18 protein-coding genes, 8 tRNA genes and 2 rRNA genes are annotated in these 25,405 nt (G+C 51.4%); 20 read left to right on the top strand and 8 right to left on the bottom strand.

Annotation, left to right across the window (positions count from 1 at the left end):
- The first annotated feature begins 87 nt into the window (after positions 1–87).
- Complete coding sequence (yugI, locus tag IC804_RS06815) at positions 88–453, top strand: S1 domain-containing post-transcriptional regulator GSP13 (RefSeq protein WP_008881796.1); 366 nt, start codon at positions 88–90, stop codon at positions 451–453.
- A gap of 32 nt (positions 454–485) precedes the next feature.
- On the opposite strand, the gene IC804_RS06810 is transcribed toward yugI, so the two are convergent.
- Positions 486–719 carry a DUF378 domain-containing protein gene (locus tag IC804_RS06810; RefSeq protein ID WP_008881795.1) on the bottom strand — a complete coding sequence of 78 codons (234 nt, stop codon included), beginning with the start codon at positions 717–719 and terminating at the stop codon, positions 486–488.
- 149 nt (positions 720–868) lie between these two features.
- Here IC804_RS06810 and IC804_RS06805 point away from each other — a divergent pair, with 149 nt between their 5' ends.
- Positions 869–2,032 (top strand): iron-containing alcohol dehydrogenase, encoded by a 1,164-nt coding sequence (locus IC804_RS06805; RefSeq protein WP_008881794.1) that lies wholly within the window; start codon positions 869–871, stop codon positions 2,030–2,032.
- Here the strand turns inward: IC804_RS06805 and IC804_RS06800 are convergent.
- The gene (locus IC804_RS06800) at positions 2,027–2,197 is read right to left on the bottom strand and encodes a hypothetical protein (RefSeq protein ID WP_008881793.1); all 171 of its coding nucleotides are present in this window, start codon (positions 2,195–2,197) and stop codon (positions 2,027–2,029) included. The two genes, IC804_RS06805 and IC804_RS06800, sit on opposite strands and share 6 nt — an antisense overlap.
- Positions 2,198–2,268: 71 nt before the next feature.
- Between IC804_RS06800 and IC804_RS06795 the strand changes: the two genes are divergently transcribed.
- Positions 2,269–3,618, top strand: coding sequence for a glucose-6-phosphate isomerase (locus tag IC804_RS06795; protein WP_008881792.1), 1,350 nt, complete (start codon positions 2,269–2,271; stop codon positions 3,616–3,618).
- A 333-nt stretch (positions 3,619–3,951) separates the two neighbouring features.
- On the top strand, positions 3,952–4,356 hold the full coding sequence (locus tag IC804_RS06790; RefSeq protein WP_011888104.1) for a YugN-like family protein: 405 nt from the start codon (positions 3,952–3,954) through the stop codon (positions 4,354–4,356).
- Here IC804_RS06790 and IC804_RS06785 read toward each other — a convergent pair.
- Positions 4,353–5,348, bottom strand: a complete 996-nt coding sequence (locus IC804_RS06785; RefSeq protein ID WP_081157606.1) for a potassium channel family protein — start codon at positions 5,346–5,348, stop codon at positions 4,353–4,355. The genes IC804_RS06790 and IC804_RS06785 overlap by 4 nt on opposite strands.
- A gap of 113 nt (positions 5,349–5,461) precedes the next feature.
- On the opposite strand from IC804_RS06785, the gene IC804_RS06780 reads away from it, so the two are divergent.
- Positions 5,462–5,659, top strand: coding sequence for an H-type small acid-soluble spore protein (locus IC804_RS06780; protein WP_008881789.1), 198 nt, complete (start codon positions 5,462–5,464; stop codon positions 5,657–5,659).
- A gap of 477 nt (positions 5,660–6,136) precedes the next feature.
- On the opposite strand, the gene IC804_RS06775 is transcribed toward IC804_RS06780, so the two are convergent.
- Positions 6,137–7,372 (bottom strand): IS256 family transposase, encoded by a 1,236-nt coding sequence (locus tag IC804_RS06775; protein ID WP_031406929.1) that lies wholly within the window; start codon positions 7,370–7,372, stop codon positions 6,137–6,139.
- A 1,372-nt stretch (positions 7,373–8,744) separates the two neighbouring features.
- Here IC804_RS06775 and IC804_RS06770 point away from each other — a divergent pair.
- The 4 genes from IC804_RS06770 (at position 8,745) to IC804_RS06755 (ending at position 13,309) form a co-directional block, all read left to right on the top strand.
- Complete coding sequence (locus IC804_RS06770) at positions 8,745–11,927, top strand: efflux RND transporter permease subunit (protein ID WP_081157556.1); 3,183 nt, start codon at positions 8,745–8,747, stop codon at positions 11,925–11,927.
- 277 nt (positions 11,928–12,204) lie between these two features.
- Complete coding sequence (locus IC804_RS06765) at positions 12,205–12,483, top strand: hypothetical protein (RefSeq protein WP_081157555.1); 279 nt, start codon at positions 12,205–12,207, stop codon at positions 12,481–12,483.
- Between the two features lie 20 nt (positions 12,484–12,503).
- Entirely contained in the window at positions 12,504–13,004 is a 501-nt protein-coding gene (locus tag IC804_RS06760) for a GNAT family N-acetyltransferase (RefSeq protein ID WP_008881786.1), read from the top strand.
- 56 nt (positions 13,005–13,060) lie between these two features.
- Positions 13,061–13,309 (top strand): hypothetical protein, encoded by a 249-nt coding sequence (locus IC804_RS06755; protein ID WP_008881785.1) that lies wholly within the window; start codon positions 13,061–13,063, stop codon positions 13,307–13,309.
- Positions 13,310–13,468: 159 nt separating this feature from the next.
- Here the strand turns inward: IC804_RS06755 and IC804_RS06750 are convergent, their stop codons facing one another.
- The gene (locus tag IC804_RS06750; RefSeq protein WP_011888098.1) at positions 13,469–14,341 is read right to left on the bottom strand and encodes a thermonuclease family protein; all 873 of its coding nucleotides are present in this window, start codon (positions 14,339–14,341) and stop codon (positions 13,469–13,471) included.
- A gap of 307 nt (positions 14,342–14,648) precedes the next feature.
- On the opposite strand from IC804_RS06750, the gene IC804_RS06745 reads away from it, so the two are divergent.
- A complete protein-coding gene (locus IC804_RS06745) occupies positions 14,649–16,238 on the top strand; it encodes a DnaD domain-containing protein (protein WP_081157554.1) in 1,590 nt (529 codons plus the stop codon).
- Positions 16,239–16,404: 166 nt separating this feature from the next.
- Here the strand turns inward: IC804_RS06745 and IC804_RS06740 are convergent.
- Both IC804_RS06740 and IC804_RS06735 read right to left on the bottom strand, forming a co-directional pair.
- Positions 16,405–16,477 (bottom strand) — tRNA-Ala (locus tag IC804_RS06740).
- A gap of 69 nt (positions 16,478–16,546) precedes the next feature.
- On the bottom strand, positions 16,547–17,224 hold the full coding sequence (locus IC804_RS06735) for an MgtC/SapB family protein (RefSeq protein WP_008881781.1): 678 nt from the start codon (positions 17,222–17,224) through the stop codon (positions 16,547–16,549).
- Between the two features lie 57 nt (positions 17,225–17,281).
- On the opposite strand from IC804_RS06735, the gene IC804_RS06730 reads away from it, so the two are divergent.
- Positions 17,282–18,190 (top strand): DMT family transporter, encoded by a 909-nt coding sequence (locus IC804_RS06730; RefSeq protein ID WP_008881780.1) that lies wholly within the window; start codon positions 17,282–17,284, stop codon positions 18,188–18,190.
- Here IC804_RS06730 and IC804_RS06725 read toward each other — a convergent pair.
- Positions 18,161–18,979, bottom strand: coding sequence for a protein-glutamine gamma-glutamyltransferase (locus IC804_RS06725; RefSeq protein WP_008881779.1), 819 nt, complete (start codon positions 18,977–18,979; stop codon positions 18,161–18,163). The genes IC804_RS06730 and IC804_RS06725 overlap by 30 nt on opposite strands.
- 660 nt (positions 18,980–19,639) lie before the next feature.
- Between IC804_RS06725 and IC804_RS06720 the strand changes: the two genes are divergently transcribed.
- The 9 genes from IC804_RS06720 (at position 19,640) to IC804_RS06680 (ending at position 25,375) form a co-directional block, all read left to right on the top strand.
- Positions 19,640–21,196: ribosomal RNA gene (locus IC804_RS06720) — 16S ribosomal RNA — on the top strand.
- A 387-nt stretch (positions 21,197–21,583) separates the two neighbouring features.
- Positions 21,584–24,512, top strand: a 23S ribosomal RNA gene (locus tag IC804_RS06715).
- Together the 16S and 23S rRNA genes with 7 tRNA genes alongside form the textbook arrangement of a ribosomal RNA operon.
- A 244-nt stretch (positions 24,513–24,756) precedes the next feature.
- Positions 24,757–24,831: transfer RNA gene (locus IC804_RS06710), tRNA-Asn, on the top strand.
- Between the two features lie 4 nt (positions 24,832–24,835).
- A tRNA-Ser gene (locus tag IC804_RS06705) sits at positions 24,836–24,926 on the top strand.
- A 13-nt stretch (positions 24,927–24,939) separates the two neighbouring features.
- Positions 24,940–25,011 (top strand) — tRNA-Glu (locus IC804_RS06700).
- Between the two features lie 9 nt (positions 25,012–25,020).
- A tRNA-Val gene (locus IC804_RS06695) sits at positions 25,021–25,096 on the top strand.
- A gap of 11 nt (positions 25,097–25,107) precedes the next feature.
- Positions 25,108–25,184: transfer RNA gene (locus tag IC804_RS06690), tRNA-Met, on the top strand.
- Between the two features lie 4 nt (positions 25,185–25,188).
- Positions 25,189–25,264: transfer RNA gene (locus IC804_RS06685), tRNA-Asp, on the top strand.
- A gap of 35 nt (positions 25,265–25,299) precedes the next feature.
- Positions 25,300–25,375, top strand: a tRNA-Phe gene (locus IC804_RS06680).
- The last annotated feature ends 30 nt before the right edge of the window (positions 25,376–25,405 follow it).

The following is a 25,405-nucleotide window of genomic DNA, read 5'->3' as shown; positions in this document are numbered from 1 at the left end:
GGGCAGGACATCTTTTTTTGGGTTTTCCCTTTCGGTTATGTTATAATACAGAAACGTAGATGAAACTAGCCAATAGGAGTGTTTTGCTTGCCAACGATGAAACGAGGAGCGATTGTGAAAGGGAAGGTGACAGGCATCCAGCCATATGGCGCGTTCGTCCAGCTTGAGGGCGGCATGCAAGGGCTCATTCATATTTCAGAAATTTCGCACCGCTTTGTAAAAAATGTGCGCGATTATGTCCATGTCGGTGACGAAGTGACCGTCAAAGTGCTCGATGTCGACTATAAGGCAGGGCGAGCGAGCCTGTCCTTAAAGGCGCTTGAGCCAGGTAGAGAGAAGCAAAAGCGCCAGACGCGCATGAAAATGTCGTTTGAACCTGGCTTTCGTCCGTTAAAAGAAAAGTTGCGTGAATGGATTGAGCAATCCAAGAAGGAAGATTTACCGAAAAAATAAGACACCCACCGCCAGGCGGTGAGTGTCTCCCGTCATGTGCGTGTCGGGTTTGGTTCGGTGCGCTCAAGCTCTTCAGCCGGCTTGAACAACAACGCTAAGTTGACCAAGCCGGCGAGACCGACAAGGCTGTAAATAATGCGTGACCAAGCCGAATCTTGTCCACCGAAAATGGCGGCAACTAAATCAAATTGAAAAAATCCAATCAGTCCCCAATTGATCGCACCAATGATTGTCAACAACAAGGCAATGCGTTGCCATGTTCCCATCCTGTATACCTCCTTTGAAAAATTTCCTTCAGTCACTTATAGGATGAATCATAGCCGCAGAAAATATGCATGATTTGCCGTCGAAGCGTCCGGCTTTACAACAACGACGTCTGTCCCCATAATAAGAAGCAAAAGGAGGAAGATACATAATGCAAAATTTTACGTTTCGCAATCCGACCAAACTCATTTTTGGGAGAGGACAAATTGAGCAGCTCAAAGAAGAAGTGCCGAAATATGGCAAAAAAGTGCTGCTTGTCTATGGGGGCGGCAGCATTAAACGAAACGGACTATATGATGAAGTCATGAGCCTATTGACGGACATTGGCGCCGAAGTCGTTGAACTGCCAGGCGTCGAACCGAACCCGCGCCTTTCGACCGTCAAAAAAGGGGTAGACATTTGCAGACGGGAAGGAATTGAATTTTTGCTTGCCGTTGGCGGCGGCAGTGTGATCGACTGTACGAAAGCGATTGCAGCCGGCGCGAAATTTGATGGCGATCCGTGGGAGTTCATTACGAAAAAAGCGACTGTCACTGAGGCGTTGCCGTTTGGGACGGTCCTGACGCTGGCGGCGACCGGATCGGAAATGAACGCCGGATCGGTGATCACCAATTGGGAGACGAAAGAAAAATACGGCTGGGGCAGCCCGGTGACATTCCCGCAATTTTCGATTTTGGATCCGACGTACACGATGACGGTGCCGAAAGACCATACCGTTTACGGCATCGTCGATATGATGTCCCATGTGTTTGAGCAATATTTCCATCATACGCCGAACACGCCGCTGCAAGACCGGATGTGCGAGGCAGTGTTAAAAACGGTCATTGAGGCGGCGCCAAAATTGGTTGACGACTTAGAGAACTACGAGCTGCGCGAGACGATCATGTACTCGGGCACGATCGCCTTAAACGGCTTTTTGCAAATGGGCGTGCGCGGTGATTGGGCGACGCATGATATCGAGCATGCGGTCTCTGCTGTATACGATATCCCGCACGCCGGGGGATTGGCCATTTTGTTCCCGAATTGGATGAAACATGTGCTTGATGAAAATGTCAGCCGTTTCGCCCAACTGGCGGTGCGCGTCTTTGACGTCGATCCGACGGGCAAAACGGAGCGCGACGTGGCGCTTGAGGGCATCGAGCGGTTGCGCGCGTTTTGGTCGAGCCTCGGGGCGCCGTCTCGCTTGGCTGATTATGGCATCGGCGAGGAAAATCTCGAGCTGATGGCGGATAAAGCGATGGCGTTTGGTGAGTTTGGCCGTTTCAAAACGTTAAATCGTGATGATGTGCTCGCCATTTTGCGTGCGTCTTTATAAGAAACCTTCAAAGCCGGCCGGCGACTTGAATGCTAGGTCGGCTTTTTTTGATGGCAGCCACATGTCAAATGTAGCGGCCCCGACCATCGCACGTTGGCTGCCGAAGAAAGCCGTATAGATCGGCAAAAAATTGTCGGAATTGAATCCGTTTTCAATTGAGAGCATCGCTTGATTTCCCTTGCCCGTTCCGCTAAAGTGAAAGAAGGCAATGATTATTGAATGGGAGGAAGAATTGAATGACCCATATTCGTTTCGACTATTCCAAAGCGCTCGCTTTTTTTGGTGAACACGAACTTACATACTTGCGCGATGCGGTGAAAGTCGCACACCATTCGCTCCATGAAAAAACTGGAGTCGGCAATGACTTTTTAGGATGGTTAGACTGGCCGGTCAACTATGACAAAGAAGAATTTGCGCGCATCAAGCAAGCGGCGAAAAAAATTCAATCAGACTCTGATGTCCTTCTTGTCATCGGTATCGGTGGCTCGTATCTCGGGGCGCGTGCGGCGATTGAGATGCTGCATCATTCGTTTTACAACGCCTTGCCGAAAGAGAAGCGGTCCACACCGCAAATCATCTTTGTCGGCAACAACATCAGCTCGACGTATATGAAAGATGTCATTGATTTCCTTGAAGGAAAAGACTTCTCGATTAACGTCATTTCCAAATCGGGAACGACGACTGAGCCGGCGATCGCTTTCCGTATTTTCCGCAAGCTGCTTGAAGACAAATACGGCAAAGAAGAAGCACGCCGCCGCATTTACGCAACGACCGACCGTGCACGCGGCGCACTGCGGACGCTCGCTGACGAGGAAGGATACGAAACGTTTGTGATTCCGGATGACATCGGCGGTCGCTATTCAGTGTTGACGGCGGTTGGATTGCTGCCGATCGCTGCCAGCGGCGCTGACATCGACGCCATGATGGAAGGGGCAGCGAAGGCGCGCGAAGACTTCAGCCGCTCGGAGCTCGAAGAAAACGCAGCTTACCAATATGCGGCCATTCGCAACATTTTGTACAACAAAGGAAAAACGATCGAGTTGCTCGTTAACTACGAACCAGCCTTGCACTATTTCGCTGAATGGTGGAAGCAGCTGTTCGGCGAAAGCGAAGGGAAAGACCAAAAAGGCATTTATCCGGCTTCGGCTGACTTCTCGACCGACTTGCATTCGCTCGGCCAATACATTCAAGAAGGTCGCCGTGATTTGTTTGAAACGGTGCTGAAACTTGAAGAGCCGCGCCATGAATTGGTCATCGAAGCGGAAGAAAGCGACTTAGACGGGCTGAACTATTTAGCCGGCCAAACGGTCGATTTCGTCAACACGAAAGCGTTCGAAGGGACGCTTCTCGCCCATACGGACGGCGGCGTGCCGAATTTGGTTGTCACTTTGCCGAAGCTTGATGAATACACGTTTGGCTATCTCGTTTACTTCTTTGAAAAGGCATGCGCTATGAGCGGCTATTTGCTCGGGGTGAACCCGTTTGACCAGCCAGGTGTTGAGGCGTACAAGAAAAACATGTTCGCCCTCTTAGGCAAACCGGGTTACGAAGAGCTGAAAGACGAACTGGAGAAACGGTTGAAATAACAAAAGGATGGTCAAGCCGCTTTTTCTCGGCATGTACGGCCGGTTTCGGCCGCATTTTCCAGAGTGAATCGAAACGAACAACGCCTCTTCTCCTTTAGTCGGGGGAAGAGGCGTTTTTTGTTTATGACTTTGACGCTCGTTGAAGGCGAATGGCAGAAATGGTGAACGATGAATTCCTTCCGCGGCGGCATGTTGCCATTGAAAGACAGTCCATCGTTTCTGCATGGCTTTGTTTGCATCTCATCAGTCCATTTTTCGCCAAGTGCCAGAGTCTGGGATGGGCAAATAATTGCCGCTAAACGGGAAACGATAAAAGGAAAGGAGGGGTTGTGCATGATTGAAATTCCATCACGGTTAGAAGGAAAGCAGTTTCAACTTTATGATTTAGAGCAAAAATTAAAGCCGCTCGGTTATGTGATTGGCGGCGGCTGGGATTACGATCATGGCTATTTTGACTATAAAATCGCTGACCATGTAGGTTACCAATTTTTGCGCGTGCCGTTTCAAGCAGTTGATGGACAGCTCGATTCACATGGCACAACGGTCGAGCTCGGGCGTCCGTTTTTGCTTGCGCATAAATATCAGCGCGGCATTGACGATTTTGCTGATGTCGGCAATGTGGGAGCGGCATTCAACCAGTTTTCCGAACCGCAAGACCCGGATGCGACCGTTCCGGAGCAATATATTTCCGTCGGCAAAGCGCTCGTTCAAGACCTGGAGCGCCTCCTGCTCGATTAAGGAACAAACACGAACAGGCGATCATGTTCTTCGATCGGGCGCTGCGGCAAAATGGAAAGGTTCCCATTGTCCCCGCGGATGACACCAAGCAGCGTGATATTTTGCTCAAGCAGCAGCTGCTGGACGGTGGCGAACGGCTGGCCGATTTGTTGCTCGGTGGGGGGGAGAAGGCGCAAGGTTTGTTCGCCAAATCGACCGAGCATTCTCTCGATGGCGCCGGCGACTCCCGGTGAGCGAAGGCTGGCCGCCATCGCAGTGCTCGCCAGCAAGTTCGTTTGAACCACTTCATCCGCTCCAGCGCGAAAAGCGTTTTGGACATTGCGGGCGGTCAATATTTCCACGATGGCATACACCGACGGGTTGAGGCTCTTGGCAGCGAGCAGCGCGACGATCGTATCTGTATCGGCGTCCTCTTCTGCTTTATGCGGGTCGGCGGTAATGATCACAAACTGAGCATGGCCAATATTGGCCTTTTCGAGCACCGCATCATCGTGTGCCGACCCTTTAATAAAATGAAAAGGAACGTGTGGAAGCGGATGGGACGGTACAGTAGCGTCGATCAGGACAAAGCGGGGCAGCGAATCTTGTCTAGCGAAGCGAAGCAGCATTTCGCGTGCCCGCTCATTCCAACCGACAATAATGACGTGTCCCCGCTCTGTATATGGAAGCTGCCCGTTCGTATGCGCCGTTTCCCGAGAAGCTGCTGCTGCCGATATCGAAGCGAAATAAGCAGCGATGATTCCAGTGCCGAGGGCGATAAGCACTATCGCAGCAAGCTTTCCCGCGAGCGTTTTCGGAACGATATCCCCATAGCCGATCGTCGTTGTCGTCACGCTCGCCCACCAAATGCCATCAAAGATGGTGCGGAATGTCTCCGGCTCAATCACATGCATCAGTGCACCAAACAAGACGATAATGGCGCTCGCGATAGCGAACAGACGGAGAACGGTTGACATCCGCCAATAGGAAACAAGCAAGTTCCTCATTTTCATCATCTATCCCTCTTTTGGTTGATTCCTTCTTTAGTGTGGACGGTTTTTGCATAAACATTCCTGTTCTTTTCCATACTAGGAAACGAAACGTCAGTGAAAGGGGATAGTGGGTTATGGACATGAACCGTGTAAAACAAATCGTTTCATCACCTGCCGATATTCCTGTGTATTACAACGGGGTATCGGTTTGGATTGACGGGTATGACGAAGAAAACCAAATGGCAACTGTCCATTTGCGCGACGGCCGGCTCAATGAGCGTCGGGACGTGCCGGTGGCCGAACTGGAGGAAAAGGGAGAAGCCGCCCACTAACCGAATGAGCCAAGACAGCCTTTGTTTCGGTCCTGTGTAGATGCAAGACAGCAATCGTTCCCCCACCGTTTACCGCCTTCTTGTCATAAAAGACGTCGGGGCCTTTGTGTCGATTTCCACCCGAATGAACCGCCCTCTCATTGAATGAGGGCGGATTTTTGTTGGTGTTTTAATGGGCAAATGATGTATGGAAGTCATACCGACGGTCAAGGTGTATATTATGTTGAAAAAGACATCTTACAAAAGCTAAGATTAAAAATGAGAAGGTAAAGTCCAAATTATTGTGTAAATTCCCCTTTGATAGACAACATGGACCTGATGACTTGACGTATGGTAGGTAAGACCGGAAAGTCTCCCTGCCGGTCGCCTTCCCGGACAAATGATCATGTTGTCAAGGAACAGGCGTGTCAAGGAGCTTTCGCGGCATATCCTCGCTTCGCTCCGGTATTCCACGTTCTCCTTGACACGGCGTAGAGGTTATCCCACTCTCTTGATCGCCGGAGCCTCCTGATTCACCGATCGGACTCCTTGCTCTTTCGTTTTCCGCCACTGCCAATATTCAGCCATATCCAAGTATTTGCGCCCTGACATCCATTTTTCATCGATTTCGATCAACACGGCACCAACGAGGCGATACACCGATTCCCGGTTCGGAAAGATGCGGATGACCCGTTCTCTGCGGCGAATTTCTTCGTTCAGCCGTTCCACTCCGTTGGTCGTGCGCAGACGCCGACGATAACGGTCCGGATAGTCCAATACGGCGGTGGCGTCTTCGAATCCCTCTTCGAGGATTTGCATGGCTTTTGGAGCTTTTTCTTCCCATTTGGCCAGCACTTGTTCCAATAACAGCCGGGCCGTTTGCTTATTTGGAGCATGAAGAATCCCACGAATCTCCTCGAGCAAGGCATCCTGCATATACTTTGGTGCGGCATCGAGGATATTGCGAATAAAATGTGTCTGGCATCGTTGCCATGTAGCGCCTTGGAAATGCTTTTCAATGGCTTGCACCAGCCCACCGTGCTGATCCGAGATGATCAAGTCCACTCCCCGGAGTCCCCGGTCTTTCAGCCATCCGAAGAACTCGCTCCAGCTGGACTCCGATTCACTGTTTCCGATTTGCAGGCCAAGAATTTCTCGATATCCTTCCTCATTCACTCCTGTAGCGATCAACACGGCTCTGGAGCGTACTCGTCCATCCTCCCGGACTTTCGTATAAATAGCATCTACTAGCACAAACGGATACACGTGTTCATGAAGGGAACGATAATTCCAGTCTTGGATAATCGGATCCAGTCCCTTGCACAGTGAGGAGACCGTGGACTTGGAAAACGAAGTGCCGCATAATTCCTCCGTGATTTGAGTGATTTTTCGGGTAGACACCCCGTTTACCACCATTTCCATTAGTGCCAGTACCAGTGCTTGTTCGCTCCGTTGATACCGTTGGAACAGTTCCGTAGAGAACTCCCCATCTCTTGTCCGTGGAACGCGCAAGGTCAACCGTCCCACCCGGGTCGTCAGCTGGCGTGGATACGAACCGTTTCGATAGCCTTTTCGTTCTTCCGTTCGTTCATAACGGCGAGCTCCCAGCTGTTCTTCTACTTGTGCCTCGAGGATTTGATTGAGGACTTGTTCCAATAGCTTAGCTAATCCCTCATCTCTGGTGAATAACCCGTGCAAAAGTTCATCATTTAGGGTAATATGATATTGAGCCATGGTTGCATACCTCCTTATGTTTGGTGTTTTTGGTCCACTGTTTATTCTACCAAAGGGGAAGCAACATGGCTCTTTTTCTATTTCCCTTTTTACACAATTATATGGACTTAACTAAATGAGAATGTAACTAGCACATTATTTTGAACTGTCTTTTTCCAATTATTTCAGTTCAAAATCACAAATCTGACTATGTTTTTCTCATCAGTGTAAAATTCTCGGGAAGGACCTCGTAGATCCTTCCATTTTTTATTCGATGGCCCGAATAACTAAAATCCAAAGGCATTGTATAACTAATCAAGGGGCTCCCATGTATCTTTTTGTTGCACTTCCTGTTGTAATTGCATACGCTTCGTTAACTCTTTTTTCTCATAATAAATGTCCCGTCGAAACCAGAGTTAATATTGAGCAAATATTGTGTTAAAAAAAGACGAAAAAGGTAGGGTTATTCCAACAGGCCATTCAACTAAATAAAGGAGAAACATCAATATAAGGGGAGAATCAATGAATCATCATTAGCTTTTGAGGAATAGCTGACTTTTTAGTTGGAACGTTTCATCAAGACATGGGGTCGTCGGAACAATCGTTAGTTAGTTTTATCCATGAAGCAATGAAAGGATGTCTTAGAACGCTTTGCTTGTTTTTAGGAGTACGAATACATCCGAAAAAGAGAAAGAAGACTTTGTTCAATTACATACGGAATTTGATTTTCTATTGGATTCACATCTTTAGAATGGATAGAACATGTAGTCAAACAATGAAAAGAAGCTATTAAACCAACATAGTTAGGAAATGGTTTGGGGACTTGATGGAGCGGGCGCTCTTTCAAGGACTTTTTATTTCCTGCCGATGAGTCATCTAATCAAGTGAAAAAGGAGCATGAGCCTGACACTTTTTCAAGCTCCATACGGTAACTGCACATATCCTCCATCTTGCTTTTCTTATATCCTTTGTTTTGCTTATCTACGTGGCGATTGCCGGATTGTCCCAACCGGATGTATTCGCCGCGCGGCTGTTCACGCAATTTTAACGGTCAAAAAACAAAAGCCAACCGCAGAAACAAGATCATCCATGTCTTTTTTACACAGTTGAATCCAAAATACGTCTTGAGTCGTAACTAAAAATATGTCGCTAGAGCATAACAAAAGATGGGAGGTGTGTGATAAGGTGGAACCTGAATGAAGAAAAGACGGGATGGTTGACCTAGAAATGGGCTCGAATACATAGCAGCATGTCGGATCGATGTTCAGCAATCAGATGAGGTGGGTTTCCCATTTTGACAAATGACCATTTGGTCGATTAGTATATAACTTGTGACCGTATAGTCATAGGAAAGTGGAACCAATATGATCATGGATTTAAAGGGGAGAAGCGCGTGAGGAAAGTCATTCAGTTTTCGCTCAATAATAAGCTCGCCATTTGGATTTTGACGATTATTGTTGCTGTGGCGGGGTTGTATTCGGGAATGAACATGAAACTCGAAACGATCCCGAACATTAACGTTCCGTTCATTTCCGTCTCGACGGTCTATCCGGGGGCTACGCCGGAAGAAGTGGCCAAGAAGGTGACGGAGCCGATTGAACAGCGGGTCGAACATTTGGACGGTGTCACGGTTGTCCGTTCCTCTTCCTTTCAACATGCATCGTTTGTACAAATTGAATATGAGTTCGACAAAGATATGGAAAAAGCGCAAAATGAAGTGAAAGAGGCGCTTAGTCATTTGAAGCTGCCTGATGGGGCGCAGGAGCCGGACGTTTCCCGGATTAGCTTTTCCGCTTTTCCGGTCATCTCATTAAGCGTGACCAATCCGGACGAATCGTTGGCTGAGCTGACGGAAACGGTTGAGCGTCATGTCGTCCCGGAATTGGAGGGCATCGACGGCGTTGATTCGGTTGAAGTCGCTGGCCAGCAAATGCAAGAAGTGAACATTCGATTCGATGAACAGAAGTTGAAGCAGTACGGGCTGACTGAACAATCGGTCATCAACGTCATTCAGGCTTCCGCTGTTTCACTTCCGCTCGGTCTGTACACGTTTGGAGATACGGAAAAATCGGTCGTCATCGACGGACGCATCGTCACGGTCGATGACTTAAAAGCGCTCCGCATTCCGATCGCCCCTGCTAATGGAGCAGCGCAGTCACCGATGGCAGGCGGCGAAGGAATGGGAGCGGCCGGTCAGATGCAAGGAATCGCGGCAGGTCAAGGAGCAGCGGCCCAAATGCAAGGCGCCGCTTCCGGCCAAGCAGGTACATCTCCTTCGATTCCTTCTGTTTCGTTGAGCGATCTGGCTGAAGTGGAAGTCGTCGCTAAAGCAGAATCGATTTCGCGGACGAACGGTGAACCGTCAATCGGCGTGCAAATCGTGAAAGCGCAAGACGCTAATACGGTCACTGTCGTCAACGCCGTCAAGGAAAAAATCAAAGATCTCGAGAAGCGCTATGACGGGTTGCGCATTATCACCGTGTTTGACCAAGGGCAGCCGATTGAAGATTCGGTGAACACGATGGTGGACAAAGCAGTGTTTGGCGCACTGTTTGCGGTCATTGTCATTTTCCTGTTTTTGCGCAACATCCGCACGACGTTGATTTCCGTCGTGTCGATTCCGCTGTCGCTGTTGATTGCGATTTTGCTGCTGTATGAGATGGATATTACGCTCAATCTCATGACGCTTGGTGCCATGACGGTGGCGATCGGCCGCGTCATTGACGATTCGATCGTTGTTGTGGAAAACATTTACCGGCGCATGACATTGCCGGATGAACCGCTCACTGGAAAAGAACTGATCGTCTCGGCAACGAAAGAAATGTTTATCCCGATCGCGTCGTCGACGATTGTAACGGTGGCCGTCTTTTTGCCGCTCGGATTGGTCAAAGGGATGGTTGGCGAGCTGTTTTTGCCGTTTGCGCTAACGATCGTGTTTGCGTTACTCGCCTCGCTAATTGTTGCGGTTACCGTTGTTCCGGCGTTGGCTCACTGGCTGTTCCGCAATGGCGTGGCAGCGAAACGCGTCCGGGCAAAGGAAAGAAAAAGCCTCTTGGCGTCTTGGTATAAAACGGTGCTCCGTTGGTCGTTGGATCATAAACTCATCGTGAGCGGCGCAGCCGTGCTGCTGCTTGTCGCAAGTTTGTTCCTCGTCCCGTATGTTGGGGTCAGCTTCTTGCCATCTGATGAGCAAAAAATGATCGTTGCTACGTACAGTCCTGCTCCGGGGCAAACGGTGGATCAAGTGGAACGCATTGCCAAAGAAGTGGAGGCGTTTTTCGAGAAGCGCGACGGAGTAAAGAACATTCAACTGTCTGTCGGCGGGGGCAACCCGATGAACCCGGGTCAGGACAATGCAGCGCTGTTTTATGTCGAGTATGACCCCGATGTGAAAAACTTTGCCGAAGAGAAGGAAAAAGTGATGAAGGCGCTTGATGAGCGCGGAGACAAAGGGGAATGGCAAAGCCAGGACGTTTCGGGCACCGGGACATCCAATGTGATTGAGCTTAACGTGTACGGGGATCAAATGGAAGAAATCGAGCCGATTGTTGAGAAAGTAGCGGACATTTTGCGCGATCATGATGAGTTGACCAATGTGAAAACAAGCATGTCCGCCCGGTTTGAAGAATATACGCTTGTCGCCGACCAGAAAAAATTAAGTGAATTCGGGCTGACTGCTGCACAAATCGCCGCAGCGTTGTCCGAGAATGGCGAGCGCCAAGCGATTGCGACGGTTAAGCAAGATGGTGAAGATCTCAACGTCTACATTGCAACGGAAAAAGAGCAATACGACGATATTCGAGATTTGATGAAGAAAACGATCGTGTCGCCGCTCGGTGTTCAAGTGCCGATTGAAGATGTGGCCGAGTTGAAAAAAGGACATACGTACAGTGAGGTTCAGCGCTATGACGGCCGAGTATACGCGAGCGTGTCGGCGGAAGTGAAAACGAAAGACGTCGCCGCTGTGTCGGCAGACGTGCAAAAGGCCATCGACAAGCTGCGCGTTCCATCCAATGTCGATGTCCACATGGGAGGAGTCACCGAAGATATCGAAGAGGCGTTCACCCAGCTCGGATTGGCGATGCTCGCTGCCGTAGCGATCGTATATTTTGTGCTTGTCGTCACGTTTGGTGGCGGGCTGGCGCCGTTTACGATTTTGTTCTCGCTGCCGTTTACCGTCATCGGTGCGCTGCTGGCTCTGTTTATTGCTGACGAAACCATCAGCATATCGGCGCTGATCGGCATGTTGATGTTGATTGGGATTGTGGTGACGAATGCGATCGTCTTAATCGACCGTGTCATTCATAAAGAACGCGACGGATTGTCGACGCGCGAGGCGCTTTTAGAAGCGGCCGGAACGCGCTTGCGCCCGATTTTAATGACGGCCATTGCGACCGTCGGCGCGTTGCTTCCGCTTGCGTTTGGAATGGAAGGCGGGGCGTTGATTTCGAAAGGACTCGGCGTGACCGTCATCGGTGGATTGACGAGCTCTACACTTTTGACCCTGATCATTGTCCCGATCGTTTATGAGACCTTGATGAAGTGGAAGAAAAAAGGCGCTTCCGCAAGCGAGTGACGAGCACTCGCGTCTTGACTTCGATAGGCGGGGATGCTCGCCGATCGTTGGACGCCGCTTTGTCGCTGCGTTAGAGGAAGAAATGTTCATGCCTTCGTCATTCGACGTTGTCGCTTCATTGGGGTGACGTAAAGATAAGACGGTTGCGTTGTTTTGCAGATGGGCGTTGCCATTCTGGTAAACACAAAACGGCGTGAGTCTGGGATGACCGAACTCACGCCGTTTTTTTGCCTTTGTCGGAGGAAGGCGGGGCCTTCGTGGGAGAGCGGGCTGCGTCTTGGAGAAAGAAACGGGCCGCCGTCCTAAATGGGGGACACGGGTGATTGGGCGGGGGACAGTCGCTTTGCGGTGCGGGCGCGCCGGCAATAACAAGCGAGGCACAGGTGAACATATGAAGAAGGCGCGAACGTCCCCCATTTCTGATAAAATAGGAGTGCGCGTCATTTGGGAACGCGGGCTGAGAAACGCCGCAAGCGACACGATACAAAACGAGCTGGCGTTTCGTGTTCTTTCGCTGTACATAGAGATGTTTCTGATTTTTGAAATGAAAGGCTGATGGAAAAAGGGGGATGCCAAATGGAGCGATGGTTGATTCGTGATGCAACGGCGGCGGATTTGCCGCAAATCGTCCGCATTTATAATGAAACGATTCCAAGCCGGATGGTGACGGCGGACTTGGAGCCGGTGTCAGTGGAAAGCCGGAGAGCGTGGTTTGAAGCGCACGATCCGCACCATCGGCCGCTCTGGGTAGTCGAAGATGACGGTGTCATTTGCGCCTGGCTTAGTTTCCAATCGTTTTACGGCCGCCCGGCGTACCGCCATACGGCCGAAGTGAGCATTTATATTGCCGAATCGCACCGCGGTCAAGGGCTTGGGACGAAGCTGCTCAAGCGGGCGATCGACAAGGCGCCGGCGCTTGGAATGAAGACGCTGCTCGGTTTTATTTTTGCCCATAACGAACCGAGTTTGCGGCTGTTCTCTCGCTTCGGGTTTGAACGGTGGGGCTATTTTCCGCGCGTTGCTGAGCTTGACGGCATTGAGCGCGATTTAGTCATCGTCGGCAAACGGCTCGTATAAAATGGTGATGGATCGGGCACTTATAATCATGACGATGTATGGAAAGAGGGAATAACATGAATGTGATGCCCATCCGGCTGTTTACGATTCAAGACGGGGAGGGGTTTGTCGCCGACGCGTTTCAATGCCCGGTGACCGGCAACTTGATTTACAAATCGTCTGGCACCCCGTCGGTCATTGCGTACACAGAATTGACCGATGAGCAAATCATGCGCCTCGAAAAATACGGCTTCCGTCGGCTCGGGATGGAGCCGGAGCGAATGGCCAATGAGACCGGTGTTGAAGAATTGCTTCCGAAGCAATGACAAGAAACAACAGGGAAACATTTGTTTACGGAAATCATTAAGGAAGCTGTTTTCAAAGCCAAGGCGGGAACGAGCAACTTTTGAAGCAAAACCGGCAACTTGCTTTCGATGAAAAAAGACCTGTCCGTGTCGGACAGGTCTTTTTGGTGTTGGCGGTCGTCATTTCAGCTGGCGGATGAGCCAATACACCCCTGCAGCCGCCGCTGCGCCGAGCAATGTATAAAGGACGAGGCCGCTTGATGGTTCCGAAGTTCGTTCTTCTTGCTCACGGTTACGTTCACGATCGGCTTTGTTCGTCTCCTCTTCGGTCTGCGGATTGGTTTGCGCCGGCTCTGCTTTCGTTTTCGAATCGACTTTCGGCTTCTCCTCGGCAGAGTGCCCACTGTATATGCCGACGCCATTTTGTCTGGCTTCCTCGTATGCTTTGCGGATGCGTTGTTCGTATTTGTAATCGCCATAGTCATAAAAGTCCTCGACTAGCCCGGCTTTAGCGAGCTCTTCTTGCAACAGGCGGTCGTCGACCCATACCCAGGCGAGCAGCCGTTGGTATTTGTCAAACAACGTATTTCCATCTGTTTCAAGCACAATGTCCCCTTTTTTCAGTCGGGAACACGTAAACTGGCTCGCCTCTTTTCCGTATGGTTCGACTTCGATGGTGCTTTCTGGGGTGTCGATGAACAAAAAGCGCGTCGTATACACGTGGCCGTTCACACGGAATTTGGCCGTGTCTCCGTCAATGCACTTCACCAATGCCGCTTTGTATGTCCGGCCAAGCCGCAGCGAAGCATTGTCCTCTTTTCCCCCGAGCGTATGGCCGTCTAAGTCAATCCGTTCCGGAGTGAGGTTCCGTTTGCACCGTTCATTGCCGTTATATTTTTGAATGAGCTTGACCAGCTCTTCTTTCGTTTTCGCCTGCTTCGCCAATGCGGTCGGTTCGTGCAACAAGTAGGTGCAGTCACTGTTGCGGAAATGCCCGCCCAATTCATCCAATGTACCTGGATGGGCGAAAACGGAAGCGGGAAATAGAATCATCAGGCAAAAAAACAAAATCGCAGTTTGTTTCAAAGCTCTCCCTCCGATCGAAAAGGTGTTGCTGTTTCAGCAAAGACGCGATGAAAGCAACGGAACATGTCGATTTGCTCTTTGAACGCATATTCAACCGTTTTTGGCGTATTTTTGGCGTTTTTCAGCGTGAAATCGGGCTAAAATCGCTGCTGTCGCGCCATTAGGTGATTTGATGACATTCGAAATAAAGTTTATCAAAGAAAGGGAGCAATCATAAAGCCATTTCGCTGCGAACGAGTTCTTCATTCATCGTTTATGAAGGGGGAGAGGGACGATGACCAAATTGCTTTTAGACGACGAGCCGTTAATCATTTTACCACAGCTCGCTGTGGCGATCGGATTGAACGAAAGCATTATCGTGCAGCAATTGCACTATTGGCTTGAGAAAAGTGAAAACGTTCGTGACGGCTACAAATGGGTGTACAACACGTATGGAGATTGGCAGAAGCAATTCCCGTTTTGGTCGGAAAGCACGATTCGCCGGATCATCACAAAGCTCGAAAAGCTCGGGATCATCGTTTCGGCGAATTTTAACCGCTCCAAAATCGATAAAACGAAATGGTATCGGATCGATTACAACCAACTGGCCGAATGGACGCAAAAAATACTAGTCAGGCAAAAGGAACAGCCACCGGGGGCGAATGGCGGCCCAGCGGGGGACAGCGGTTCAACCGTTCTCGATCGCCTTGCAACTGTTTCTTATGGTGCGTCGATGTCCCACGATGGCGATTCAACTGTTCCAGATTGCATGCCGATGTCTCAAGGAGGCACGTCAACCGTTCAAGACGGCAAGGGGCTAGGTTCCGATGCCGCTTCCATCGCTCGAGACGACCGTGGGGCGTCTTTTGATGGCATGCCGATCGTTCTGACGATACCAAATCAACGGACAGAGGGAGACATCGCTTGTTCATCTTTCCAAAACGAACAAATGGCAGGTGAAGCGGCCGGTCCATCGCCTCAACATGGACAACTGAGCGATGAATTGGCTGATCGATCGGTTCAACATGGATGGACGAAAGGGAAATCGGAGGATCCGTCGATTCAAAATAGATGGGCGACAGAGCAAATGGCCTGCCCACCCGTTCCCATCGGGCAGCTGGCGGATGAAATTGCCCATTCATCGGTTCAACGTGAGCGGCCAGCAGATGAAGTGGCCGATTTGCCGGTTTTCATTGGACGATCCGTCGATGAATGGGTTCGGCCGTCTGTCCAAAATGAGCGGTCGATGGATGAAATCCACCGTCCATCTGCCCAAAACGGGCGGCCGACGGGCGAAATCGCCCGACCATCTGTTCAAACTGAGCCGTCCAGCTGGTCAAATTGGTCAATCGGGGTGCTCAATGTGAACAGCCCGATACCAGAGAATACGACAGAGATCACATCAGAGAGGAACAGAGAAGAGAAAGAAGATGATGAGCGCGTGCGCGCCTACAAGGAGATTGTTCGTTTCTATGAGCAAAACGGATTTGGGGTGATCGGAGGATATTTGCGGGAAAAAATCAATATGTGGGTGGATGACACGTCCGAGGAATTAGTCTTAGAAGCGTTAAAAATTGCGGTGGAAAACGGGGCGAAACGGTGGGTGTACGTCGAGACGATCTTGCGCGACTGGATGGAAAAAGGGTATCGAACGGTCGACGAAGTGCGTGCGGCACGGCTTGCGTTTCGAAAGCAGCGGCTGAACCAACGGTCTACCTCTTCTTCAACGGAGAGCAGTCGAACGATGCGGAAGCCGATTCGCACAGAGATCGTGCCGGATTGGCTGAACATGGACTACAGCCAGCCGGAAGATGACGACTTTGACATCGAACAAGCGCGCCGGGAGCTCGAGGAGCGCTTAAAAAAATATAAAGAACCATCCTGAAAGACGATCTCCATGGGATGAAGGGAACGGCGGGCGTCTCTCGCATGTGACTTTGCCGCCCGCCGTTCGTTGGGAGATTACGGCCGCGGATTCGTCGACGAAGCGTTTCGGTGTGAGACCTTTCCCGGTCAAACAAAAACCCCTTGCCACGCAAGGGGGTGGTGAATGGAGCATACCGGGCTCGAACCGGTGACCTTCGCGCTGCCAGCACGACGCTCTCCCAACTGAGCTAATGCCCCAAAAGAATATGGATGATTTGTCCAGTTCCTATTATATCTAGATGAATGGCTGTTGGCAATCTTTTTTTATCAGCCGCTTTCAATATCGACATGAACGATCGCGTCAATGGAGCGGATGGTGTAATAAATGTCAGCGGTCGAGCGTCGTTGGTCGACGACAGCCCTTAGTTTCAATAAATGCTGGTTTTCTTCCACATCTTTAATGCGCATCGTTTTAATATTGATGTGCTGCTGTTTTAAATGATCAATCACTTTCGTAATATTGTTTTCATCGGCGACCGTAATTTGCAGCATCACTTCTTTTTCACGCAGCTGCTTCGGTCCGAAAAAATTAATTAAAAATGGAATGAGTTCGACACTGACAATGAGCAGCGCCACACCGAACGCTGATTCCCAATAAAAGCCTGCGCCGACGGCCACCCCGATGCCCGCGGCCCCCCAAATGATCGCAGCCGTCGTCAATCCGGTGATGCTGTCGTTACCGCGGCGTAAAATCACGCCAGCTCCTAAAAAACCGACCCCGGATACGATTTGGGCGGCCAGACGGAGCGGATCCATCGTAATATGGTCTTTCGATGGGAAGATGTACGCTGATTCAATCGAAACGATCGTCAACAAGCAGCTGGAAATCGAAATGACAAGGCACGTTTTTAAACCGACTGGTTTTCGTTTCAATTCCCGTTCCAGCCCGATAATCAACCCGAGGATGGCTGAAATCCCTAATTTGAGGAACGGATCGAACACCATTTTTCTCACCTCGTTCGTGATATAATGTAAGAAAACAGTTGGCAAGGAGATGGAGAGATGAAACCGCCAAGTTCGGCAAAGGCGTATGTCGCCTTATTGATCGGTGCGCTCGCTGTGTCGACATCGGCCATTTTCGTCAAATGGTCACAAGCGCCATCGGCGGTTATTGCCTTTTATCGGCTCTTTTTCGCCGTCGTGATCATGACGCCGTTTTGTCTCCGTCATATCGATGAACTAAAGCGCATCTCCCGGCGCGACTGGTTGTTTTCCGTTTGTTCCGGCGTGCTGCTTGCGTTTCATTTTATTCTTTGGTTTGAATCGCTCGACTATACCTCTGTTGCGAGCTCAGTCGTGCTTGTGACGCTGCAGCCGCTGTTTGCTTTTGCTGGAGGAGCGATCTTTTTCCGTGAACGGCTAACGATCGGTGCGATCGGGAGCGCTCTTTTGGCCATTGTCGGAAGCATCCTCATCAGCTGGGGCGACTTTCGCGCCAGTGGAGAAGCGCTGTATGGGGACGTGTTGGCATTATTGGCGTGCGCGATGGTGACAGCGTACTGGCTATTCGGTCAAGAATTGCGCCAGCGATTGTCGCTTATGACGTATACATATATCGTCTATGGCATCAGCGCTGCGACATTGTATTTGTATACCGTACTATCCCGCTTTTCCCTAACAGCGTACCAACCGACCGACTGGCTTTGTTTTCTTGCTTTAGCCATCATCCCGACACTGTTCGGCCATTCCGTAATGAACTGGGCAGTCAAATGGGTGAGCGCATCGACCGTGTCGATGGCCATTTTATTGGAACCTATTGGCGCTTCAGCCTTGGCGTATTGGCTGTTTGACGAACAGATCCGCCTGTTTCAATGGATCGGCGGTATTTTTATTTTAACAGGAATTGGCTTGTATTTGTGGGAGAAAAACGAAAAAGGGCCGCTAACGATACAAGAAAGTAGCGGACCCTAACGTTCCGATGATAAACGATGGGCGGAGCGGCAAGCGGAATTCGTTCAACGGGCGGGCGAATTGGGACAAATACGTGAAGTTGACTTGCGTAATTTGGGGGAGAAGATAGGCGGATTTCGTCGCTCCCGGTTTTCGCTTCCGATTGAGTGCATCGATAATGACCTCTTTTGGGTGAATGCCGATGCCATGCCCGTAAAACAAGCCGTTGCCCAAGTAAATCGTATTTTCCCCCTGCCATTGCGGCGTCGTCGGATCGAACTCCGGGTTTTTAAAATAAAGACAGTCCCCAGGGAGAAAGTGTTCTCCCTTTTTTGTATGGATGCCAAGATCGCGGTCAGTATGCCAGTCATACAGGAGTAGATCGGCGAACAGGCGATTAAACGCTGATACGTCAATCGTATCGAGCACGGCTTTGTAAAAGACGATGACGATGGCAGTTGCACATTCAAAGGCGTATCGTTCACTGTTAACGAAAATGTCTTTGATGGCCTCTGAAGGAGGGATGCCCGGTCGCAGCTGAAAACCACCTCGCTCGTCCCGCTCCCAAAACTCGCTGTTGCAGCGTGAAAAACGAAAAATGGCAAACCGCGCCCGGCTCTTTGCTAAGTCGACTGCAGCTTGGACGATGTTGGCACGCAGCGCAATTTCAAATCGCAGCTGTTGTTCATTTGGATATGTGTACAACACGGGCGAAGAAATAAGAGCGTTTAGGATCGCCTGCTCGTTTTTCGAAAGGGAAGACGAGTAAGACGGGCTCAAACCGGACGGTAAAGCTAAAATGCGGATCAAAGTCTAGATGCCTCCTTGAAAACAACATATTATATTGAAATGTATGCGTCCGCCGGTGGGCGTATTCATTCATTTTGAACAAAACTGATCAGTTATGGTGTAAGAAAGATCAGGTACTGTCCTTTATGGTTTTTGGTAACAACAATGAGGCATACACAACCCCGCTTGATGTTTCAGTTATAGAAGGTAGGAAGGGGCCTATCTCTGAACGTTTTTTATAATACGGGGAAGAAGTAGGGCTGTCGATTTTGCTTTCTTGTGTAATGACTATTGATGGTGGGATCAAGAAAAGGGTTCGCAACGAATATCGTTGTGTGGAGGATTAGAGAGGTTGCCAAGGAGAAGGATTACGTATTAAGATAATGGGAAGTGGGGACTTTTGAGAAGAGTACAGGTTAAAAAAACCAAAAAAAATTTAAAAAAGGTATTGCATTTTGAAGATTAGGGTGGTATATTAAATAGCGTCGCTGCTGAACAAGATGTTCGGCGGTGATGAGAAAGAAAAAAGTGGTTGACATCGGAAAGATGTTATGCTAATATAAAGAAGCTGCTTGCGAGAGATAAGTTCGATGAACTGGTTCTTGCAAGAGAAAGCAATTTATATCGACTAATCTCGTTCCTTGAAAACTGAACGAAACGAAGCGCAAGCCAATCAACTTTCTTTTGGAGAGTTTGATCCTGGCTCAGGACGAACGCTGGCGGCGTGCCTAATACATGCAAGTCGAGCGGACCGAACGAGAGCTTGCTCTTGTTCGGCCAGCGGCGGACGGGTGAGTAACACGTGGGCAACCTGCCCGCAAGACCGGGATAACTCCGGGAAACCGGAGCTAATACCGGATAACACCAAAGACCGCATGGTCTTTGGTTGAAAGGCGGCTTCGGCTGTCACTTGCGGATGGGCCCGCGGCGCATTAGCTAGTTGGTGAGGTAACGGCTCACCAAGGCGACGATGCGTAGCCGGCCTGAGAGGGTGACCGGCCACACTGGGACTGAGACACGGCCCAGACTCCTACGGGAGGCAGCAGTAGGGAATCTTCCGCAATGGACGAAAGTCTGACGGAGCGACGCCGCGTGAGCGAAGAAGGCCTTCGGGTCGTAAAGCTCTGTTGTGAGGGACGAAGGAGCGCCGTTTGAATAAGGCGGTGCGGTGACGGTACCTCACGAGAAAGCCCCGGCTAACTACGTGCCAGCAGCCGCGGTAATACGTAGGGGGCGAGCGTTGTCCGGAATTATTGGGCGTAAAGCGCGCGCAGGCGGTCCTTTAAGTCTGATGTGAAAGCCCACGGCTCAACCGTGGAGGGTCATTGGAAACTGGGGGACTTGAGTGCAGGAGAGGAGAGCGGAATTCCACGTGTAGCGGTGAAATGCGTAGAGATGTGGAGGAACACCAGTGGCGAAGGCGGCTCTCTGGCCTGTAACTGACGCTGAGGCGCGAAAGCGTGGGGAGCAAACAGGATTAGATACCCTGGTAGTCCACGCCGTAAACGATGAGTGCTAAGTGTTAGAGGGGTCACACCCTTTAGTGCTGCAGCTAACGCGATAAGCACTCCGCCTGGGGAGTACGGCCGCAAGGCTGAAACTCAAAGGAATTGACGGGGGCCCGCACAAGCGGTGGAGCATGTGGTTTAATTCGAAGCAACGCGAAGAACCTTACCAGGTCTTGACATCCCCTGACAACCCAAGAGATTGGGCGTTCCCCCTTCGGGGGGACAGGGTGACAGGTGGTGCATGGTTGTCGTCAGCTCGTGTCGTGAGATGTTGGGTTAAGTCCCGCAACGAGCGCAACCCTTGCCTCTAGTTGCCAGCATTCAGTTGGGCACTCTAGAGGGACTGCCGGCTAAAAGTCGGAGGAAGGTGGGGATGACGTCAAATCATCATGCCCCTTATGACCTGGGCTACACACGTGCTACAATGGGCGGTACAAAGGGCTGCGAACCCGCGAGGGGGAGCGAATCCCAAAAAGCCGCTCTCAGTTCGGATTGCAGGCTGCAACTCGCCTGCATGAAGCCGGAATCGCTAGTAATCGCGGATCAGCATGCCGCGGTGAATACGTTCCCGGGCCTTGTACACACCGCCCGTCACACCACGAGAGCTTGCAACACCCGAAGTCGGTGAGGTAACCCTTACGGGAGCCAGCCGCCGAAGGTGGGGCAAGTGATTGGGGTGAAGTCGTAACAAGGTAGCCGTACCGGAAGGTGCGGCTGGATCACCTCCTTTCTAAGGACGAAAAGCGGAAGCGCCGCGGTCGGCTCTCGAAGCCAAATGTTCTTCACCCGTAGGGGTGCTTGCACCCCGAGGGGGAAGGTTATTTGGCAGAAGAGAGCCAGGCGCTGGAGCTAGACATCGCGAAAAGCGGAGGCCGTTAATGGCCGACCATTAACAAATCGCGCTTTTGTTTCGTTCAGTTTTGAAGGAATGAGAATTCCTTCAAATCGTTCCTTGAAAACTAGATAACCGGAAAAGCTGAGGTGCCGCGGTCAGTTCTCGAAGCCAAATGTTCTTCACCCGCAGGGGTGCTTGCACCCCAAGGGGGGGAAGGTTATTTGGCGGAAGAGAGCTAGGCGCCGAAGCTAGACAATAAGGAAGAAGCCGAAACGCGCTGTAGGTTAAGCTAGAAAGGGCGCACGGTGGATGCCTTGGCACTAGGAGCCGATGAAGGACGGGGCAAACGCCGAAACGCTTCGGGGAGCTGTAAGCAAGCGTTGATCCGGAGATGTCCGAATGGGGAAACCCCCTGCCCGTAATGGGGCAGGATCCATGCCTGAATCCATAGGGCATGGAGGGCACACCCGGGGAACTGAAACATCTTAGTACCCGGAGGAGAAGAAAGCAAATGCGATTCCCTGAGTAGCGGCGAGCGAAACGGGAACAGCCCAAACCAAGAGGCGTGCCTCTTGGGGTTGTAGGACCGCTCAGATGGGAGTGAGAAAGGAACGGGGTAGACGAACCGGTCTGGAACGGCCGGCCAGAGAAGGTGACAGCCCTGTAGTCGAAACTTCGTTCCCTCCCGAGCGGCTCCTGAGTACGGCGGGACACGGGAAATCCCGTCGGAAGCAGGGAGGACCATCTCCCAAGGCTAAATACTCCCTAGTGACCGATAGTGAACCAGTACCGTGAGGGAAAGGTGAAAAGCACCCCGGAAGGGGAGTGAAAGAGAACCTGAAACCGTGTGCCTACAAGTAGTCAGAGCCCGTTTATGGGTGATGGCGTGCCTTTTGTAGAATGAACCGGCGAGTGACGATGGCGTGCGAGGTTAAGCCGAAGAGGCGGAGCCGCAGCGAAAGCGAGTCTGAATAGGGCGTTTGAGTACGTCGTCGTCGACCCGAAACCAGGTGATCTACCCATGTCCAGGGTGAAGGCCGGGTAACACCGGCTGGAGGCCCGAACCCACGTACGTTGAAAAGTGCGGGGATGAGGTGTGGGTAGGGGTGAAATGCCAATCGAACTTGGAGATAGCTGGTTCTCCCCGAAATAGCTTTAGGGCTAGCCTCAAGGTGAGAGTCTTGGAGGTAGAGCACTGATTGGGCTAGGGGCCCTCATCGGGTTACCGAACCCAGTCAAACTCCGAATGCCAATGACTTATCCTTGGGAGTCAGACTACGAGTGATAAGATCCGTGGTCAAGAGGGAAACAGCCCAGATCGCCAGCTAAGGCCCCCAAGTGCACGTTCAGTGGAAAAGGATGTGGAGTTGCGAAGACAACCAGGATGTTGGCTTAGAAGCAGCCACCATTTAAAGAGTGCGTAATAGCTCACTGGTCGAGTGACTCTGCGCCGAAAATGTACCGGGGCTAAACGTGCCGCCGAAGCTGCGGGATGACCGTTGGTCATCGGTAGGGGAGCGTTCTAAGGGCATCGAAGCCAGACCGGAAGGACTGGTGGAGCGCTTAGAAGTGAGAATGCCGGTATGAGTAGCGAAAACAGAGGTGAGAATCCTCTGCGCCGAAAGCCTAAGGGTTCCTGAGGAAGGTTCGTCCGCTCAGGGTTAGTCGGGACCTAAGCCGAGGCCGAAAGGCGTAGGTGATGGACAACAGGTTGAGATTCCTGTACCACCTCCTTCCCGTTTGAGCGATGGGGGGACGCAGGAGGATAGGGTGAGCAGGCGGCTGGAAGAGCCTGTCCAAGCAGTAAGGCTGGCCAGTAGGCAAATCCGCTGGCCGTAAAGGCTGAGCTGTGATGGCGACGGATTTGATCCGGAAGTCCCTGATTCCACACTGCCAAGAAAAGCCTCTAGCGAGGGAAGAGGTGCCCGTACCGCAAACCGACACAGGTAGGCGAGGAGAGAATCCTAAGGCGCGCGGGAGAACTCTCGTTAAGGAACTCGGCAAAATGACCCCGTAACTTCGGGAGAAGGGGTGCTCTTTGGGGTGATGAGCCCCGAAGAGCCGCAGTGAAAAGGCCCAAGCGACTGTTTATCAAAAACACAGGTCTCTGCGAAGCCGAAAGGCGAAGTATAGGGGCTGACACCTGCCCGGTGCTGGAAGGTTAAGGGGAGCGCTTAGCGCAAGCGAAGGTGCGAACCGAAGCCCCAGTAAACGGCGGCCGTAACTATAACGGTCCTAAGGTAGCGAAATTCCTTGTCGGGTAAGTTCCGACCCGCACGAAAGGTGTAACGACTTGGGCACTGTCTCAACGAGAGACCCGGTGAAATTATACTACCTGTGAAGATGCAGGTTACCCGCGACAGGACGGAAAGACCCCGTGGAGCTTTACTGCAGCCTGATATGGAATTTTGGTATCGCTTGTACAGGATAGGTGGGAGCCAGGGAAGCCGGAGCGCCAGCTTCGGTGGAGGCGTCGGTGGGATACCACCCTGGCGGTATTGAAATTCTAACCCGCACCCCTTATCGGGGTGGGAGACAGTGTCAGGTGGGCAGTTTGACTGGGGCGGTCGCCTCCCAAAAGGTAACGGAGGCGCCCAAAGGTTCCCTCAGAATGGTTGGAAATCATTCGGAGAGTGCAAAGGCACAAGGGAGCTTGACTGCGAGACGGACAGGTCGAGCAGGGACGAAAGTCGGGCTTAGTGATCCGGTGGTTCCGCATGGAAGGGCCATCGCTCAACGGATAAAAGCTACCCCGGGGATAACAGGCTGATCTCCCCCAAGAGTCCACATCGACGGGGAGGTTTGGCACCTCGATGTCGGCTCATCGCATCCTGGGGCTGTAGTCGGTCCCAAGGGTTGGGCTGTTCGCCCATTAAAGCGGTACGCGAGCTGGGTTCAGAACGTCGTGAGACAGTTCGGTCCCTATCCGTCGTGGGCGCAGGAAATTTGAGAGGAGCTGTCCTTAGTACGAGAGGACCGGGATGGACGCACCGCTGGTGTACCAGTTGTCCCGCCAGGGGCACCGCTGGGTAGCTATGTGCGGAAGGGATAAGCGCTGAAAGCATCTAAGCGTGAAGCCCCCCTCAAGATGAGATTTCCCATCGCGTTAGGCGAGTAAGATCCCTCGAAGATGACGAGGTCGATAGGTCCGAGGTGGAAGCGTGGCGACACGTGGAGCTGACGGATACTAATCGATCGAGGGCTTAACCTAGAAAAGCGGAGGCCGCTCACCTATCGGCGAGACGCGCTGGAGGGCCTGCGAGGAGGCTGTCGCCGCCACAGCAGGACCGAAGCGTCGCGAGCCGATGGCGGCCGGAGCTAGACAGTACGAAAAGCGGAGGCTTCTTCCCACCAAACGGTTATCTAGTTTTGAAGGAATGAAAAAAATGCTTGACAGATAAACATTAATCAGTATAATAATAAATGTCTAAAGGAAAGCTAACTAAGATAACCATTCCGCAGTAGCTCAGTGGTAGAGCAATCGGCTGTTAACCGATTGGTCGCAGGTTCGAATCCTGCCTGCGGAGCCACCTTGGAGAGCTGTCCGAGTGGTCGAAGGAGCACGATTGGAAATCGTGTAGGCGTGAATAGCGCCTCAAGGGTTCGAATCCCTTGCTCTCCGCCACTTATCAAAACATGGCCCGTTGGTCAAGTGGTTAAGACACCGCCCTTTCACGGCGGTAACACGGGTTCGAATCCCGTACGGGTCACTTCTTTGTGGAGGATTAGCTCAGCTGGGAGAGCACTTGCCTTACAAGCAAGGGGTCGGCGGTTCGATCCCGTCATCCTCCACCACTTTCAATCGTCGCGGGGTGGAGCAGTCCGGTAGCTCGTCGGGCTCATAACCCGAAGGTCGCAGGTTCAAATCCTGCCCCCGCAACCAAAATGGTCCCGTAGTGTAGTGGTTAACATGCCTGCCTGTCACGCAGGAGATCGCGGGTTCGAGTCCCGTCGGGACCGCCATCATTTCAAAGCTATGAAATAAAAAAATTACATAGGGCTCGGTAGCTCAGTCGGTAGAGCAAAGGACTGAAAATCCTTGTGTCGGCGGTTCGATTCCGTCCCGAGCCACCACTAAATAAATAGAATATAATCATCTTATGA

The organism is Geobacillus sp. 47C-IIb (genome assembly GCF_014679705.1).
In the GTDB taxonomy this organism is placed as follows: Bacteria; Bacillota; Bacilli; order Bacillales; family Anoxybacillaceae; genus Geobacillus; species Geobacillus thermodenitrificans.
This window is presented reverse-complemented; position numbering and strand designations above follow the sequence as displayed.

Excerpts from the sequence above, each read along its gene's own strand:
- IC804_RS06805 (WP_008881794.1), top strand. The coding sequence starts at position 869 with ATGCAAAATTTTACGTTTCGCAATCCGACCAAACTCATTTTTGGGAGA.
- IC804_RS06775 (WP_031406929.1), bottom strand. The coding sequence starts at position 7,372 with ATGGCTCAATATCATATTACCCTAAATGATGAACTTTTGCACGGGTTA.
- IC804_RS06760 (WP_008881786.1), top strand. The coding sequence starts at position 12,504 with ATGGAGCGATGGTTGATTCGTGATGCAACGGCGGCGGATTTGCCGCAA.
- IC804_RS06735 (WP_008881781.1), bottom strand. The coding sequence starts at position 17,224 with ATGGTGTTCGATCCGTTCCTCAAATTAGGGATTTCAGCCATCCTCGGG.
- IC804_RS06790 (WP_011888104.1), top strand. The coding sequence starts at position 3,952 with ATGATTGAAATTCCATCACGGTTAGAAGGAAAGCAGTTTCAACTTTAT.
- IC804_RS06755 (WP_008881785.1), top strand. The coding sequence starts at position 13,061 with ATGAATGTGATGCCCATCCGGCTGTTTACGATTCAAGACGGGGAGGGG.
- IC804_RS06800 (WP_008881793.1), bottom strand. The coding sequence starts at position 2,197 with ATGCTCTCAATTGAAAACGGATTCAATTCCGACAATTTTTTGCCGATC.
- IC804_RS06795 (WP_008881792.1), top strand. The coding sequence starts at position 2,269 with ATGACCCATATTCGTTTCGACTATTCCAAAGCGCTCGCTTTTTTTGGT.
- IC804_RS06730 (WP_008881780.1), top strand. The coding sequence starts at position 17,282 with ATGAAACCGCCAAGTTCGGCAAAGGCGTATGTCGCCTTATTGATCGGT.
- IC804_RS06745 (WP_081157554.1), top strand. The coding sequence starts at position 14,649 with ATGACCAAATTGCTTTTAGACGACGAGCCGTTAATCATTTTACCACAG.
- IC804_RS06750 (WP_011888098.1), bottom strand. The coding sequence starts at position 14,341 with ATGATTCTATTTCCCGCTTCCGTTTTCGCCCATCCAGGTACATTGGAT.
- IC804_RS06780 (WP_008881789.1), top strand. The coding sequence starts at position 5,462 with ATGGACATGAACCGTGTAAAACAAATCGTTTCATCACCTGCCGATATT.
- IC804_RS06785 (WP_081157606.1), bottom strand. The coding sequence starts at position 5,348 with ATGAAAATGAGGAACTTGCTTGTTTCCTATTGGCGGATGTCAACCGTT.
- IC804_RS06810 (WP_008881795.1), bottom strand. The coding sequence starts at position 719 with ATGGGAACATGGCAACGCATTGCCTTGTTGTTGACAATCATTGGTGCG.